Annotated in this window: 12 protein-coding genes; all 12 read left to right on the top strand. The window is 56.4% G+C overall.

What is annotated here, in order from left to right; translation table 11 throughout:
• Nucleotides 1-537 precede the first annotated feature (537 nt).
• Entirely contained in the window at nt 538-822 is a 285-nt protein-coding gene (locus DMP06_RS05015) for a hypothetical protein (protein ID WP_123208648.1), read from the top strand.
• A gap of 164 nt (nt 823-986) precedes the next feature.
• Nucleotides 987-1,565 (top strand): 4Fe-4S dicluster domain-containing protein, encoded by a 579-nt coding sequence (locus DMP06_RS05020; RefSeq protein WP_123208649.1) that lies wholly within the window; start codon nt 987-989, stop codon nt 1,563-1,565.
• 197 nt (nt 1,566-1,762) lie between these two features.
• A complete protein-coding gene (locus DMP06_RS05025) occupies nt 1,763-4,450 on the top strand; it encodes a molybdopterin-dependent oxidoreductase (RefSeq protein WP_123208650.1) in 2,688 nt (895 codons plus the stop codon).
• Between the two features lie 17 nt (nt 4,451-4,467).
• A complete protein-coding gene (locus DMP06_RS05030; RefSeq protein ID WP_123208651.1) occupies nt 4,468-5,052 on the top strand; it encodes a 4Fe-4S dicluster domain-containing protein in 585 nt (194 codons plus the stop codon).
• Nucleotides 5,053-5,131: 79 nt separating this feature from the next.
• The gene (locus DMP06_RS05035; RefSeq protein ID WP_123208652.1) at nt 5,132-5,812 is read left to right on the top strand and encodes a TorD/DmsD family molecular chaperone; all 681 of its coding nucleotides are present in this window, start codon (nt 5,132-5,134) and stop codon (nt 5,810-5,812) included.
• A gap of 165 nt (nt 5,813-5,977) precedes the next feature.
• On the top strand, nt 5,978-7,759 hold the full coding sequence (locus DMP06_RS05040; protein WP_123208653.1) for an ATP-binding protein: 1,782 nt from the start codon (nt 5,978-5,980) through the stop codon (nt 7,757-7,759).
• A 5-nt stretch (nt 7,760-7,764) separates the two neighbouring features.
• A complete protein-coding gene (locus tag DMP06_RS05045) occupies nt 7,765-8,493 on the top strand; it encodes a response regulator transcription factor (RefSeq protein ID WP_245962387.1) in 729 nt (242 codons plus the stop codon).
• 50 nt (nt 8,494-8,543) lie between these two features.
• A complete protein-coding gene (locus DMP06_RS05050) occupies nt 8,544-10,082 on the top strand; it encodes a radical SAM protein (protein WP_245962388.1) in 1,539 nt (512 codons plus the stop codon).
• Between the two features lie 205 nt (nt 10,083-10,287).
• Nucleotides 10,288-12,801, top strand: a complete 2,514-nt coding sequence (gene tsaD / locus DMP06_RS05055) for a tRNA (adenosine(37)-N6)-threonylcarbamoyltransferase complex transferase subunit TsaD (protein ID WP_123208676.1) — start codon at nt 10,288-10,290, stop codon at nt 12,799-12,801.
• A gap of 351 nt (nt 12,802-13,152) precedes the next feature.
• The gene (locus DMP06_RS05060; protein WP_123208655.1) at nt 13,153-14,472 is read left to right on the top strand and encodes a hemolysin family protein; all 1,320 of its coding nucleotides are present in this window, start codon (nt 13,153-13,155) and stop codon (nt 14,470-14,472) included.
• A 227-nt stretch (nt 14,473-14,699) separates the two neighbouring features.
• Entirely contained in the window at nt 14,700-16,229 is a 1,530-nt protein-coding gene (locus DMP06_RS05065; RefSeq protein WP_220092538.1) for an alanine/glycine:cation symporter family protein, read from the top strand.
• Between the two features lie 82 nt (nt 16,230-16,311).
• Complete coding sequence (locus DMP06_RS05070; RefSeq protein WP_123208656.1) at nt 16,312-17,262, top strand: helix-turn-helix transcriptional regulator; 951 nt, start codon at nt 16,312-16,314, stop codon at nt 17,260-17,262.
• The last annotated feature ends 33 nt before the right edge of the window (nt 17,263-17,295 follow it).

Consider the following 17,295-nt stretch of genomic DNA (forward strand, 5'->3'; position numbering starts at 1 on the left):
CGAGAACAAAGAGCGGCAAGGTTTGTATGCCAGGATTTTCTCGTTGAGAGAAAGGGGCTGGCATATGAAACAGGCGATTGCTTGTATCGAAACCCAACGCCGGGTTCCAGCGAGACTGTCCCTGGGTCCCGGCTTCTTTCGAAGAGTGGTCAAAAGGGGTAGAAACTTCTATTTGCTTATTTTAAATACGATGAGTATACTTTTCGTATACGAAAGTAATTGCTGGCAGGTGGTTTAAATGGCCATCTGGGAAGGCAATCCTTTAACCGCTGATTTGATAATTTTGCCCAGGGCATTGCGTCATGGTCTATCGGAAGGGCAAATTAGGCACGCATGGCGAAATGCGATTGATTTCATTCGTATCGATTCCGATTTGGGGGATGGGTACTACATTAAAGCAATTGGGTTTGACGCTTCCAGTCGACCCATAGAGATGTCAGCGCGTGCCAGGGAATGCGGTCTGATTGTGTACCACGCGAATACTCCGTTAAGCACGCGTGCGCAAAGGGAGTTCGGCCTCAGCGAGAGGGGGAGGAAATGTCTGTGGTTTCGAAGGCTGAACTGATGGAGAGGTTTGGCCTATCTGAAAAGGAAATTGAAGAGCTTGAGGCCGCGGCGGATGCTGCTGATCGAGGTGAGTGGCCTAAAGGTAAAATCACAAGAATCGGTAGGCCTTCGCTTTACGAAGAAGAGACTGAAACGGTTTCCCACAAAGAACCTAAAAGCAAGATAATCGCGTTGGATGCCAAAGCTCGCGCGCTCGGCATTTCGCGTTCTCAAGCGCTGCGTCAGGCAACGGATCTGTGGCTTATGCAGGGGTGATTCTCGTACAATTTCTCTTGCCGGAATTATTGCGTGTAGGCAACGTCGATGGTGCGGTTCATGCTGGCTTTGGGGGTTGATGGCGCGGTTCGGGATGCCACTCTTTCTTCTTTGTGTGCTGTCTTCTAGGGCGCGTTATAATTGCCGCGGCAAAAGGGGGACGCATGGCAAAGATGGGTTATTACTTCAATCAGACGGCATGCATTGGCTGCAAAACATGTCAGATCGCGTGCAAAGACAAGAACGATCTTCGTGTTGGTCTGCTGTTCAGGCATGTGCGGCACTTTGAGGTGGGGAAATATCCCAATGCTCGCGCATACCATCATTCTTCAACGTGTAACCATTGCGAATCGCCCGCATGTGTGGCGGCGTGTCCTAACGGGTCTATGTACATAGACGATGCGGATGGAACCGTGCAGCATGATTATTCAAAATGCATTGGGTGCCAGTATTGCGTTCAGGCGTGCCCTTATGGCGTGCCGACGTATGATGAAGAGCTGGGTCAGGCGATTAAGTGCGATGCATGTATCGAGTTGCGGGCGAACGGCGAGCAGCCTGCTTGCGTGGCGGCATGCCCCATGCGTGCGCTCGAATTCGGTCCTATTGCTGAACTCGAAGAGAAACACCCTGATGCCGTACGCACAATAGCTATTTTGCCTGAGCCTACGCAAACTCATCCCTGCACTATTATCGATGCTAAGAATTCTGCTCTCGACCCCGACTATGTGGAAGTGATGCTGTAGAGCACTTCGCACTAACGATTTTGCCGTATTTAACGAGTGCCTAAACAATTAAGAATTCAGAAAGAATCGAGTAAGAAACTCTCAAGATACGCTGTATTGGTATTAATACATGCGGTTTTTACACTGTGTTCAGAGGCGACGAGAAAGTCGCGACGCACTCAGGCGTCAAGGGGGAACTGAATACAGAAGGGGGAAATATGAGCTATCTCGAGCGAATTCAGTCTTCCGGCATCAGTCGTAGAGGGTTCGTCAAGGCAAGCGCTGCTGCAGCGGCTGCTCTGTCGGTGGCAGGCATCGCCGGCTGCGCCCCGAACAGCGTCGAAGAGACCGCCGAGGAGACGGCAGGTTCTGAGCAGCGCGATCTTGTGAGCGGCGAATGGAAAACCGCATCATGCTGGCATAATTGCGGTGGTCGTTGCGTGAACAAAGCGCTTGTTCAGGATGGAGTTGTTATTCGTCAAAAAACAGATGACACCCACGAGGATAGTCCAGAATATCCTCAGCAACGCGGCTGTTTGCGCGGGCGCTCTCAACGCAAGCAGGTCTTTGCGGATGATCGTCTGAAATATCCCATGAAGAGAAAAAATTGGAGTCCTGATAATCCCCAGGGTGATCTTCGAGGAAAAGATGATTGGGAACGGATTAGCTGGGATGAAGCTTTCCAGTATGTCGCCGACGAGATGAACAAAATTAAGGACCAGTACGGTAACAGGGCATTCTATCTTGACTCTTGGACGATGAATACTGAGTATCGTCGTCTATTCGGACTCTTTGGCGGATACATTAATGGATGGGGTACGTGCTCTTTCGGAAATTATTCGCTCTCTCCTCAAAATTGCGGCTTTTCTGCTGCAGGTGGTTTTGAGACGTGTAATGATCGATTTGATTTCGAGAATTGCGAGAAGATCGTCATGTTGGGCGTAAATCCGGCATGGAGTGCTTTCGGAATGCCGATTAACATTCTGAAAACGGCGCATGATGCGGGAGCTACCTTTGTAGGTATTGACCCTGTCTACAATGAAACGTATTCGCTGCTCGATGCTGATTGGATTCCGCTCTATCCGGGTTCCGATACTGCTTTCTTGCTTGGTTTGGCGCACTCTCTTATCGTGCAGGACGACAATGGCTCCTTGATTGATTGGGATTTTCTCGATAAGGCCGTGCTTGGTTTCGATGCCGACCACATGCCAGAAGGCGTAGACGAAAAAGATAATTTCATGGACTACGTCCTCGGTACCTATGACGGACAGCCAAAAGATGCCGAATGGGCGTCGAGACATTGCGGCGCTTCCGCGGATCGAATCATGGCTCTTGCCAAAGAAATTGGCAAAGATAATAAGGTTGCTTTGTTAACCTCATGGGCTCCCGCTCGTACCAACAACTCAGACAATCTTCCGCAGCTTTTTATGATAATTGGCGCTATGACGGGCCATATGGGCAAATCCGGTCACATGACTACCTGCGTAGACTCTCAGACGTTTGGCAATCACGGCCCCTCGCTGGTGAAGCCAGGCGGTTCTGGCTTGGAGGAAATACCCAATCCGGAAAATGATTACGTGAATGACACCCAAGCTTGGTCAATGATCCTTGGCGAGCCGTATAACTACACCGGTCAAAGCAACGATGGTATTGAATGGAAGCCCTGTGAGGTGCGCACGGCGGATATTCATATGATTTTCCACGGCGGCGGCAATCGCTTGCAAAGCAGGCAGGCAATCCTTCAAGGCGTTGAAGCTCATCGCAAGGTTGATTTTGTAGTAACCGCTACGACCTTCTTTACCAACGATGCGAAATACTCCGATATCGTTCTTCCGGTTAATACGGAATGGGAGCGCGAAGGCGGCATGGTGACTGGCAATCGCGAGATGGTCATCATGTATCAGAAGATTGTCGATTCACTGTATGAAAGCAAAGACGATCAGGACATCGTTAAAGGAATTGGCGAAAAACTTGGAATTTCCGCCGAAGAATTGTATCCGTACGATCGAAAGCAGCAGCTGTTTAATATGGCTGCGGGAACTATTGTCGCAAAGGAGACTGGCGTATCGAGCTCCGGTATGGCTAACCCCTTTACCGATGATGGTTCGCAAAATGCCGACAGTGATTACGAGCTCCTTTTGACGATTACGCAGGAAGACATTGATCGCTGGGGTGTTGAAGGACAGCCGCAAGAAGGCCGTATCCCTATTTCGCAGTTGGAAGAAACGGGTGTGTACCAGATAGAGCGTTCCAAGGGCGACAACTACGGGTTCATCGCTTTTGAAGATTTCGTAAAAGACCCCGAGGCAAATCCGAGGCCTTATTCTGAGAGCGGAAAACTCGAGGCCTACAGTAAGGCTTTGGCGGATAAGGTCAATGGCATGGGCTATGAGAATTCTGACATTAAGCCTATTCCGACATTCATCCAGCCACTTAACGGGCACGAGGATACATATTCGGATTTCGAGAAGGGTACCAAGGGAGATTATCCGTTCCAAGTTGTTACGATGCATTATATGGGACGTTCCCATACGACTTTCGGAAACATCGCTCAACTTCAAGAGGCCTTTGTTTCTCCGGTGATGATTAACACTGTCGATGCGAATGATTTGGGCATTGAATCCGGCGATACCGTTATGCTCACGAGCAAATACGGCAAGACGCTAAGGACTGCCGTTGTGACGAATCGTATTATTCCAGAATGCATCGGGTTAACGCATGGTTCTTGGTCGGACTACGATGAGGAAAATGGCATCGACTATGGCGGATCGGACAACATATTGTTCGGAAACGATGTCGCTGGTCAAGGTACGTCGGGATTCAACACGTTGATTGTCAAGGTCGAAAAAATTGATACCGAATTGGTGCCGGATTGCGACAAACCTCGTCGAATCATTGAGCTGTAGTTGGGGGTAAGGAAACCATGGCCGATAAAATGGGTTTTTATTTCAACCAGGCGGCATGCATCGGATGCCGGACTTGCCAGGTTGCTTGCAAGGATAAAAACGATTTGGAAATTGGATATCTGTTCAGGCATGTTCTGAGTTTTGAAGAGGGATCGTACCCAAGCGTCAAATCCTATCATTACGCCGGCACGTGCAACCATTGCGAGATGCCGGCATGCGTGGCAAACTGCCCGACCGGTGCTCTCTACATCGATGATGAAGATGGCGGCACCGTTCAGTACGACACCTCCAAGTGCGACGGTTGCCAGGCGTGCGTGACTGCGTGTCCCTATAGCGTGCCGGTGTACTTCGAGGAAGAGAAGGTCGTGCGCAAGTGTGATGCCTGCATCGAGCTTCGCGCCAATGGCGAACAGCCTGCGTGCGTGGCGGCATGCCCGATGCGAGCACTCGAGTTTGGGCCTATCGATGAACTTGCCGCCGCTCATCCCGACGCTTTGAAGGACATCGCTATCCTTCCGGATTCGTCTACGACGAGTCCGTGCACGCTTATCGATGCACGTCCCGCTGCTCTCGAGGACGACTTCGTGGAGGTTCTCCTGTAAGGTAAACTCTCCATACTGTTGTATGACGGCCGCGGCGAATCCCCTCCCTTCGCCGCGGCCTGTCTTTGAAAGGTCCACCATGAAACACGACGACGCAATTGCCGCTGCGTTGGCAAACCGAAGCTTTGTATATACCTATCTGTGGCGTGCTTTTGCTGCCGAGCCCGACGAGGCGTTGCTGGCAACTGTCGCATCTGATCAGGCAACTGAGGAGTGTGTGATTCTTGCAGGCGAAGGGTCTCGCGCAGCGCAAGAGCAGCGTGTCTTGGTATCCACGGCATCGGCGCCCGATGCTCTCGAAGCGTTGAAATCCGACTATACGAGGCTGTTCATCGGTCCCGGCAAGCTGCCTGCCCCGCCGTGGGAATCGGTGTATGTGGCGGGCGAGGATTTGCTGTTCCAACCGAGCACACTTGAGGTGCGCGACGCATACCGCAAGGCCGGCTACCAGGCCACGGGGTATCCCCATGAGGCAGACGACCACCTCGCTACCGAGCTTGGATTCATGGAGGCACTCGCCAAGGATTCGCAAGCGGCATACGATGCGGGCGATTCTGCAAAGCTGCGTCTGCTGCTTTCCCAACAGACGATGTTTCTCGCGCAGCATCTGAATGTATGGCTGCCTCAGTTCGTGGAGCGTTTGCTGAATACGGAGTCGCCAAAATTTGGCGAATTCTATCCGCGTTTTGCCGTGCTTGCTCGCGAACTGTGTGCCGCTGATGCTGCGGCGTTGGTCGAGATTTCGGGTTCCTTGCAGTAGTGAAGGTTGACGTGCTCGCGCGAATGTCGTGCGGGCACGTCTTTGATTTTGCCGCCTTGTGATAGTGTGGCTTATCGGTACGATTGGCAAGGGCAAGCTGAGTTGAGCGAGCGTGAAACGTCTCAGATGTAAGCGCAGGGCGTGGGGATTAAAGCCGGGGGAATTATGGACGCGGGCAAAATCAAACTCAAGACTAAGTTTGGCGTGCTTATCGTGGCGCTGTTTGTGGTGTCTTTAGTGGCGAGTTCGTTGTGGACCTCGTATTCCCAACGTCAGCAGACCCTTAACGAGTTGCGTGAGAAAGGCCTGGTTCTTTCTCAGCAGATGACCGCCGTGTGGGATTTCATGAGCGCAAACCAGGATAGGTTCGAGGCATCGTCATTCTCTGAAACAGGTTCTTATCAGGGGCTTCATTGTGCCATTGCGGGTCGCTCTATCGCGCAGCTTTTCACCAATGAATCGGGTTATGTGACGCGTTTCGTCAATTTCGATCCGCGCAACATCGAAGATACGCCCGACGATTTTGAAGCTGCTGCGCTCGATGCGTTCCACGCTGATCCATCGCTCACCGAGTATTGCGCCGTGACCGAATATGACGGTCAACAGGTGTTTCGTTATCTTGCTCCCATGAAAATCGAGCGCACGTGCCTGGAATGCCACGGCGAACCCAAGGGCGAGATTGACATCACCGGCCACCCCAAAGAAGGATGGGCCATCGACGATATCGGCGGCGCCATCAGCATCGTCATCCCTATGGATCTCTATGTTTCCGCCGAGCAAGATAGCGTGCTGCAGAACGTGGTCTTTTTCATCGTGGTGCTGGTTGCGTGCCTGCTCATCGTGTATTTGACGCTCTCGCACTTGGTCACGAAGCCCCTTGGTAAGATTCGCCAAGGCGTGTCTCGCATCCAGACGGGCGATTTGGACGTGCGGCTCGACGGTGCCGAGTCATCTGCCGAGATGAACACGCTCGCGGCTGAATTCAACGACATGGCTCATGAGCTGTCCGATCTCTACGAAGGCCTTGAGGCCCAGGTGGACGACCGCACCGCGCAGCTTGCTCACGCGAATGAGGTTCTTGAGCGCCAGCGCGTGCAGCTGGAAGAGGCGAACGAGCTTCTGCGCAACGACAACGAATACAAATCGAACTTCCTTGCCATGATGAGCCACGAGCTGCGCACGCCGCTTACCTCGATTCTGGCGTACGCCGAGCTGCTCAACCGCGAGGGCAATCCGGTCGATGAGAAGGAAGCGGAGGCGAGCCGCGAGATTGAGGCGAACGGTCGCGTGCTGCTCGCGATGATCAACGACATTCTGGAGATTAGCCGCCTGGATGCCGGCAAGACGCAACTTGCGCTTGAGACCGTGGATATGGGCGACGTGGTGGGCCTGGTCCAGTCGGTGGTGGGGCCGCTCGCGCGTCGCAACGGCGTGAAGTTCACCTGCGACATCAATCCCGATGTGCCACTTATCCAAGGGGATTTCGAAAAGATTCGCCACGTGCTTGAGAATCTTTGCGGCAACGCGATGAAGTTCACGCCGGAAGGCGGCAGCGTGCATCTGGCGGTGGAGCGCGATGCCGCTGCCCACGAGGTTGTACTCAAGGTGATTGACACGGGTATCGGCATCGCCGAGAAGGACCAGCAGCGCATATTCGAGAAGTTCGTGCAGGTGGATTCCTCCGTATCACGCAAATACAATGGCACAGGGTTGGGCCTTGCGCTCGCCAAGGAGTACGCCGAGATGCACGGCGGGTCGATTGCCGTCCAAAGCAAGCCGGGGCAAGGTAGCACGTTTACCGTGCGTCTGCCGGAGGATCCGACAAACGTTACGGGCGCCTCCAGTGACCTGGCGACTACGCAATTTGGTGAAGCTTCTGCGCCTGAGCCGACGTGCGACGCATGCGAGGCAACTGGGGCAGAGGCGTCTCGCGAAGAAGAGAGGTGATTCGCATGGCGGAACCGTACAAAGTCATGCTGATTGACGACGACAAGGGCGTTCACGTGCTCATGCGCCGCATCATCGAGGACGCCGGATATAGATACTGCGCCGCCTATGACGGCGAGAGCGGCCTGAAGATGCTTGCGAGTGAGCATCCTGACCTGCTGCTTCTGGATGTGATGATGCCCGGCATGAACGGCTTCGATGTGTGCACGAAGATTCGCGGGCAGGGGCGCCGCATTCCCATCATCTTCCTCTCTGCCAAGGGCGACATCGTGGATAAGAGCATCGGTTTCAAGGCCGGCGGTGACGACTACGTGGTCAAGCCGTTCAGCCCCGATGAACTGCTGCTGCGCATCGAGGCGCACCTGCGCCGCCACAAGTCGGACCTGGCGTTTGCCAAGGCAGTGAGCCGCGAAGGCAGCAACAAGACCGGTGAACTGGAGATATTCTTCAATCGCTACGAAGTGCGCCTGCGTGGCGAACCGGTTGATTTGACCGCGAAGGAGTTCGAAATCCTGGCGCTGTTGGCGTCGAGTCCCGGTCAGGTATTCACGCGTAACCAGATTTACGAGCACATTTGGGGGCGCGATAGCAGTGTGGACGAAAACAGTATCACGGTGTTCATGCGCAAGATTCGCGAGAAGATAGAGGATAATCCCTCGCAGCCGAAATATCTGCTTACCGTGTGGCGCGTTGGCTACAAATTCGCTGAACGCGTGGATGTGGCGAACGAATAGGCCAAAACGTTACGAGGCGCGTTAGGCGTGCGACAGCAATGGGGGAGAGCGTGAACAGGGCGGAATACTGCGGGACATATGATGTGGTGCGTGCCGATTTCGAAGAGTCGGTGGCGCAGTTTGGGCTGCCGTTTGAGGCGGCTGAGTCGTGTCCCCGCGCGCATCGTCTTGAGCTTGTGTGCGAGGTGAACGCCTTCGGGCAAGGCGCTGATGAATCGCATGACGAGGTGCGCCAGCCCCTTCACTGTGAGAACGGCGATGCGAGCTTGTGGCGCGGTTGGATTTCGCCGGCATGTCTGGCGTGCCGCAAGGGCGAGCGCACGGCAACGTTTTTCGTGTCGCTCAAATGCACCAAGCATTGCTATTTCTGCTTCAACCCCAATCAGGAGGATTACGAGTTCTTCCGCACCCATACGCGCGATATTGCCGAGGAGCTGCGCCAGGCGCATGCTCAGGGTGCGCAGTTCGACTGTCTGGCGATTACGGGCGGCGAGCCATGTTTGCACAAGCCCGAGGTGCTCGAGTTCTTGCGCTGCGCGAAAGAGTTGTATCCCGGGGTTCATGTGCGCATATACACGAGCGGCGACTTGCTCGATGATGTGTTTTTGAACGATCTTGCCGCAGCGGGCCTCGATGAGCTGCGCTTCAGTGTGAAACCGCAGGACACTGATGGCGACCAGGAGGAACTGTTCAAGCGCATGGCCGCTGCCGTGCGCGTCATTCCCGATGTGATGGTGGAGATGCCCGTCATGCCGGGCGAGGAGCAGGAAATGCGCGATTTGCTCTTACGCCTCGACGAACTGGGCATTCGCGGCATTAATTTGCTGGAGCTGTGCTTCCCGCTACATAACGAGCAGGAATTCAAACGCCGCGGGTTCGAGCTGCGTCGCAAACCGTACAAGGTGCTTTACAACTACTGGTATGCGGGCGGCCTGCCCATCGCGGACAGCGAGGCGGCATGCCTGGATTTGCTGCGTTTCTCCGAAGAGCGGGGCTTGCGCATGGGTGTGCATTATTGTTCGCTCGACAACAAGAATACGGGGCAAGTGTTTCAGCAAAATCGCGGCTTTTTGTTAGACGACGGTTTTGCGCGTTCGCACGCGTGGCTTGCGATGGACGAGGCGGACTATTTCCTGAAGTGCGTAAAAGCGTTTGGCGAGGATGCGTTGCGTGTGCGTGATTGGCTGTCGAGTAAAGAAGGGACGGAGGCGGTCGAACTCGCTGAGGCGAAAGCTTTTGCGGCAGACGTGTTGTCACGAGAGATGCCTGGTGACGCGCAACCGACCATGGAAGCCTCCGTGCCGCAAGATGCACATTTCGATCACGTAGCATACAAGCGCGTTGCATCTTTGAATGACGAGGTCCGGCACGCTATGGATAATCGTGCCGCATTTCTGAGCGACCTTCCCATTGAAGACCGTGTGTCATTCGATTCAGAGGTTCCGTCGGCGGTATTCCCTGTCGCCTGGGAGAATGCCGTGCTGGAGCGCTTCCCTGATGCGGAACTCGCCGAGTGCTGGCACGTGGTGGAGTTCGACGAGTCCACCGGCCCCGTCCTGCGCGAGGTGTATGCGACGCCGCTTGGCTAAAAAGGCAAGCCCTCACCGGGTAAAACATGATTCCGTGAGCGTAGATATCGCAAACCATGAGCTTTGTTGCTCTGGCAGCCGGAAGGGGACAACCGGCCATTCTCGTGCCGGGATTCTGGTTTTCGGCCGAATGCGTGCGCTTTGCGCGGAGAAATCCGTACAATCTGAAAGGTTATGAGCGCAAAGGGCAGGAAAGGGCATGTTCATGGGTGAACACGCACGTGAATATATTCTGGCATTCGATACGGCTAACGAGGTCGTTGCCATTGGCGTAGGGAAGCTGCGCGACAGCGAGGCGGTGGCTTCTCGCAATGTCGACGCGTTGAAGTCGGCATCGGTCGACATTGTGAACACGCATGAAGTTGCTGCCCATCGTGCGAGCAACACTGTGCTTCTGTCCGAGGTGGATGCGGCGCTTGAGGCTGCGGGTATTTCCAAGGGCGACATCGCCGCTATCGTGTGCGGACGCGGCCCCGGCAGCTTCACCGGCGTGCGCATTTGCATGGCGACCGCCAAAGGTGCGGCGTCCGCGCTCGAACTGCCACTTTTCGGTGCGTCTACGCTGGATGCCGTTGCATGGAACGCGTGGGCCGATGGGGTGCGCGGGCGCGTATTGGTGGCTGCCGATGCCATGCGCAAGGAAGTGTATCCGGCCTTGTTTGACCTGGATGAATCCGGTGTGCGTCGACTCACTAACGACACGGTGGTGAAAGCCGTGGCGGCAGGAGAGTGGCTGGAGGATGCGCTTGCCTCGCTGGATTGTGAGGCGGATGCGGGCACGATGACGCGGCAGCTCATCATTCTGGGTGATGCTCTGACAAAATATGCCGATATCTTTACGGAGCTGGGTGAGCTTGCTCCTGAAGCGTTGTGGTCGGTTTCCGGTCGCGGCTTGATGCTTGCTCCGCGTATGGGCGATGGCAATCCCGCTACGCTGCTTCCGGTGTATACGCGTCTGTCCGACGCTGAGGAAAACGAGCGTATTCGCCTTGCCAAGACGGAACCGAAAAACCTGCACACCGGTGTGCAGGATGAGGCTTCGGGCGCGGCTGCTGCTCTTGCCTATCGCCCGCTCGATGTTGCCCACGTGCGCGATGTTGCACGCCTGGAGAGCGAGACCATGGGAAGCGACGCCTGGGCCGCAACGCTTGTGGCTGACGAGCTGCCCCGCAAGGATCGCACCTGGTGGGCGGCGTACGACGGCAAGAAGCTTGTGGGCTATTGCGGCGGATGGGTCGTCGACGGCCAGGTGCAGATTCTGAAGATTGCCACCGATCCGACGTATCGCCGTCGCGGTATCGCTCGCGAGCTCATCGGGCTTGTTGCCTCCGACGCGCGCGATTTGGGCGCTACCGAGATGACGCTCGAAGTGCGTCTTTCCAACGAGGGTGCGCAGGCGTTCTACGAGAATCTGGGGCTTGCGCGCATTGGCGTGCGCCCGCATTATTATTCCGACCGCGAAGACGCCGTTATCATGACGGGTCCCTTGCCGGTCGCCCAGCACGACGTGGCAGGCATGACGCTGCGTGTAGACGAGGTTGCGGCGGGGGACCTTGCGGTAACCATGGGGGAGGGCAACGCGTTCGGCGGTGACGTTGACGGCGCGCTTGAAACCCTGACGGCACCACTGAAGGATGCACTACACACTATGCCTTCGGCTCCGGAATCCCCCGCTTTCGCCCGCCCGCTCATCCTCGCTATCGAAAGCTCGTGTGACGAGACGGCAGCTTCTATCATCGATGGCAACGGCACGATTCTTTCAGACGTAGTGGCGTCGCAGATTGATTTCCATGCGCGTTTCGGCGGCGTGGTGCCCGAAATCGCGAGCCGCAAGCATATCGAGGCCATCTGCGGCGTGTGCGACGAATGCCTGGATGCGGCCTCGCGCAGCCTTGGGGCGCCTCAACTTCACTGGCGCGACCTGGACGCCATCGCCGTCACCTATGCCCCCGGTTTGGTCGGGGCGCTCGTGGTGGGCGTTGCCTTTGCCAAAGGCGCGGCTTGGGGCGCGGATAAGCCGCTTATCGCCGTGAATCACCTCGAGGGGCATCTCTATGCCAATCGCATTGCGCGCTCCGACATCAAGCCTCCCATGGTGGTGTCGCTTGTGAGTGGCGGCCATACCATGCTTGTACACGTGCGCGACTGGGGCGACTATGAAACCCTGGGCTCCACCATCGACGACGCGGTGGGCGAGGCATTCGACAAGGTGGCCAAGGCGTTGGGCCTGGGCTATCCCGGTGGCCCCATCATCAGCAAGCTTGCGGCGCAGGGCAATCCCAAGGCTATCGATTTTCCGCGCGCGCTCATGCACTCGGGCGATTTGCGATTCAGCCTTTCGGGGCTTAAGACCGCCGTGACTACCTACATTCAAAAAGAGCAGCAGGCAGGGCGCGAGCCCAACATGCCCGACATCGCTGCCAGCTTCACGGCTGCCGTGGTGGATGTGCAGGTTGCCAAGGCTAAGACTGCGTTGCTCGAAACGGGTGCCAAAGAGTTCTGTCTGGGCGGTGGCGTGGCGGCCAATCCCGAGCTGCGTGCGGCTTACGAGCGCATGTGCAAGAAGATCGGCGTGCGTTTGACCATGCCGCCGCTTTCGGCCTGCGGCGATCAAGCGGCCATGATTGCCGAAGTGGCACGGGACCGCTTTGCTCAGGGCAAGTTCGCCGACCTCTCGCTTGACGTGCAGGCTCACGCCCCGCTGGACGAGCCGTACTAACGTAGTCCTGTCGTCCGCTGCGTCCGCCGCGCTGCCACGGCGATGTGGAGCCGCTGCACGTGTCGGGCCTATTGATAACATTTGTCAACAGATTGCTCCAAAAGGGCGTTTGCCGCATATGCACAAGGCTTGTTCCTGTATCATGGCAGATTATATTGACCGCGCGCGCAAAGCGTGGCCTCCGAGGATGCGCCGGCGTAGTCCGCATCCGGATTCCAACCTGGGGCCGCCGTCGGCACTGTTGCCGTGAAGCGGGATGCTTCGCGCGATTAAGCCGCAAGGCAGGACGGAAAACCGCGCGGTCGGGTTTGAGACCCCAGTATAGTCGACCGAAAGGAGTACGTCTCACCCATGCCCATTGGCATAAGCTTGATTCTTGTCGTAGTGTTCCTTCTGATGAATGCGTTTTTCGTGGTAGCGGAGTTCTCGCTGGTGCGCGTTCGCAGGTCGCAGATCGATATGGCCGTAGAGGAGGGAAAGCCCGGCGCCAAAAACGCCAAGGTCATTGCCGACAACATCAACGCGTACCTTTCGGCCTGCCAGCTGGGCATCACGCTGGCGTCGCTGGCGTTGGGTTGGTTGGGCGAGCCCGCCATTTCGGCGCTGTTCCATCCAATCTTTGAGGCGTTGCATCTGCCTGCTGCCGCTGTAACCGCCATCTGTGTTGCGATCGGCTACTTTATCATGACCACGCTGCATGTTGTTGTGGGCGAACTCATTCCTAAGTCGTTGGCCATTTTCTCGACCGAAAGGTATGCTCTGCGCACCGCCACGCCGCTCATGTGGTTCTACCGCATCACCTACCCCATCATGTGGCTGTTCAACTCCATCACCAATGGTGTGGTGAAGCTCTTGGGCCATGACCCTGCCAACGAGCACGAGGTGTACACCGAGGAAGAGATTCGCCTGCTCATCGATGAGTCTACCGAGAGCGGTCTGATTGATTCCGAGCAGAACGAATTCGTGGATAACATCTTCGACATCGCCGACAAGGATGTCGAGTCTATTATGACCCCGCGTCCTGACATGGTGTGCCTGAGCATGGAGGACTCGTTGGAGGAGAACCTGCGCATCGTGGACGAGCACAAGTTCACGCGCTACCCGGTGTGCCGCAAGGATAAGGACGATATCATCGGCTTCGTCCATATCAAGGACCTGTACAACCTGCCCGCCGATGCCGGCATGGACTGCTTGCGCATTCGCCGCATGTTCGCCGTGCCTGAGGGCCTGACGGTTTCCAAGCTTTTGGGCCTGCTTAAAAAAGAGCACACCAAGATCGCTATCGTGGTGGACGAGCACGGCGGCACGAGCGGCCTGGTGACTATGGGCGACGTGTTCGAGGAGATCGTGGGCGATTACGACGACGAGTACTCCCATGGCGCCGGCAACGACGATTTGGTGAAGGTTGCCGAGGGGCATTATCTGTCGAGCGGCGCGTGCCCCATTGACGATTTTGCTGATGAACTGGGCCTGAACGACGACGATTTCCCCGAGTACGACACGTTGGGCGGTCTGCTGCTCGACGAGTTCGATCGAATTCCCGAGGCGGGCGATAAGACCGAGTACGTCAACGGCGCCACCACCGTGCGCTTCATCGTGCGTTCGATGGACGCCCGCCGCATTGGGCAGGTGGAGTTCTGGGTGACCGTCGAGGAGCAAGAGGAGGAATAGCGCGTTTCGTTGATTGCGCCCGGCAGTTAATCTAAAGGTAAACAAGAGGTGCCCTCGGGGCGCCTCTTTGCTTTTTGCGCGGCCTTCGACGTCGGGTCATTATGGAGAAAGCGGTTTCCATCTGGTAGAATCGGCGCATCGTATTTCAATCGCGCCGTTCTTCCTCATTCAAAAGGATCTGCCCGTTCAGGCTCGTTGCGGCGCATGTCACGGGAAAGGGGGCCTGGATGAGCGCAGAGATGAATGCCTGGCTGATCGATGTCACCACGCAGTTCGACGACTTTCTCTACACCTATATCCTGGTAATCCTGCTGGTGTTCTGTGCCGTGTATTTCACGGTGCGCACGCGTTTCGTGCAGATTCGCTACATCAAGGATATGTTCACCCAGCTGACTGAGAAGCGCCACGTTGAGGGCGAGAAATCCATTTCGTCGTTCCAGGCGATGATGGTGTCCACCGCATCGCGCGTGGGTACGGGCAACATTGCCGGCATCGCGACAGCGGTGGCAACGGGCGGCCCGGGCGCCATCTTTTGGATGTGGCTCATGGCCCTTTTGGGCGCGGCTTCGGCTTTCGTGGAATCTACGCTCGCGCAGATTTGGAAGGTGCGCGGCAAAGAGGGCGAATTCCGCGGCGGCCCCGCTTACTACATCCAGCAGGCGCTGGGTCAGCGCTGGCTGGGCATCGTGTTCGCCGTGTTGCTGATCATCTGCTATGCCTACGGTTTCAACGGCTTGCAGGCGTACAACATGGCGAGCGCGCTGGAATACTACATTCCCGATTACGCCACCAACGGCACCGCCGTGGCGTTGGGCATCGTGCTCATGGTGATGACCGCGTTCGTTATTTTCGGCGGATCGAAGCGCATCAGCATCATCTCGTCCATTCTGGTGCCCATCATGGCCGTGGCGTATCTGGCGCTGGGCATTGGCATTACCATCGCCAATATCAACCTGCTGCCCGAGGCGTTCGGCTACATCTTCCAGAGCGCGTTCGATTTCCAGTCCATCTTCGGCGGCTTTGCTGGCTCGGTAGTGGTGCTGGGTCTCAAGCGCGGTCTGTTCTCCAACGAGGCCGGTATGGGTTCCGCCCCTAACGCCGCCGCAACCGCGAGCGTGTCGCACCCGTGCAAGCAGGGCCTGGTGCAGACGCTTTCGGTGTATCTGGACACCATGCTCGTGTGCACGTGCTCCGCGTTCATCGTGCTTATTTTCTTCGTGAAGCAGGGCGGCACGTTTGGCGACCTCAACGGCATGCCGCTGGTGCAGATGGCCATCAACTCCTCGGTGGGCGAGCTGGGTATCCACGTGGTGACGTTTGCCATCTTCTGCTTCGCGTTCTCTAGCCTGATCGGCAACTACTTCTACGCCGAGGGAAACATTCGCTTCATCACCAAGAGCAAGACCGTGCTCACCGTGTTCCGTTTCACCTGCCTCGCCGCCATCATGGTGGGCTGCCTGAACAACTTCACGCTTGCCTGGAACTTCGCCGACATTACCATGGCTTTCATGGCGATGGTGAACCTGGTTGCCATCTTCCTGCTGGGCAAATGGGCGTTCAAGGCGCTGGATGACTACACGCGCCAGCGCAAGGTCGGCAAGAATCCCGTGTTCGTGGCCGAGAATATTCCGGGGCTGCCCGCCACGCAGTGCTGGCACGTGGGCGAAGACGACCTCAAACACGTCGGCCCCGAGCCGGTGCGCGAGTACTTCGAGGAAGCCATCGACGCCGATGCCGAGGACGTAGGGCTAAAATAGAATAGTCCGTCTTGCGTTAACCGTGCGCCGAGACCCACAGCAAGCGGGTCTCGGCGTTTTTCGTACTGCCGAAAGGTGAGCAATGGGAACGCTGCTGTTTTATTACACTCTGGCTGTGATGCTGATTATCTTGACCGCTGCTTCGTCGTGCGTGTCTACATATCTGGTGTCGCGCAACCGGGCGTTTTTGTATGTGGGCGCGGCATTTTTGTTCTACTTCTTTGATATTACGTTGGTGTTCCTCAATGATTTCAACTTTGGTATGGGCCAGGAGTACAGCTCCGACATGGGCAACCCCTTAAGCCTGATCACCGGGTTTGGCACGTTTTTGATGATGGTGCAGGCAATCTGTTATTTCTTGAACGCCAAAAGCCCGCTCATGCGTCTTGGGCTGCCTGTGGCCTGGGTGGTGGCGAGCGCGGTTGTGCTTGTGGCTTTTGCCGACACGCCGTTTGACAGTTTCGCGTTCTACCTCCAGCGGGCGCTGTTCTTTTACGCGCTTCTGGTTGTGCTCTTGGCCAAATTCGTGCAGCAGGGAGATGGGCCTTTGCGCTCGCGCCTGTGGAAGTTTCGCTATATGTGGCTTGCGGCGCTGGTGCTTACCACGCTCAGCATCGCCGAGGATGCCTACTTCATGCTGCTCGGCGCGTCCGACGTTCCCGGTGTGCTCTGGACCCATCCCGATCGCAATTTCTGCGAGAACATGATGCTCGTCATGTTCGCGGTTGCGGCAATTCGCTCGTCGGTCGTGTATCTGCGTCTGCGTTATAACAGTGGGATGGACGTTGCGGAGGATGACGAATCGGCCGAGCGCGCATTTCAGCGGGGGCTGCCGGCCTTCGCGCAGCGCTTCGGCCTCACCGCTCGCGAGAGCGAGATTGTGGGCCTGGTGGTGCACGGCAAAGACAACCAGAACATTGCAAGTCAGCTGGGCATCTCATTGAGCACGGTGAAGGTGCACATGAGCAATATCCTCAAGAAAACAGGCTGCGCCAATCGCAAAGAGCTGGTGCAGCAGTTTTGGAAAGGGTAGGGCTTGCGCGGCTCCCCACTCTGCATTTTTTGG

The organism is Slackia equolifaciens, assembly GCF_003725995.1.
Lineage (GTDB): Bacteria > Actinomycetota > Coriobacteriia > Coriobacteriales > Eggerthellaceae > Slackia > Slackia equolifaciens.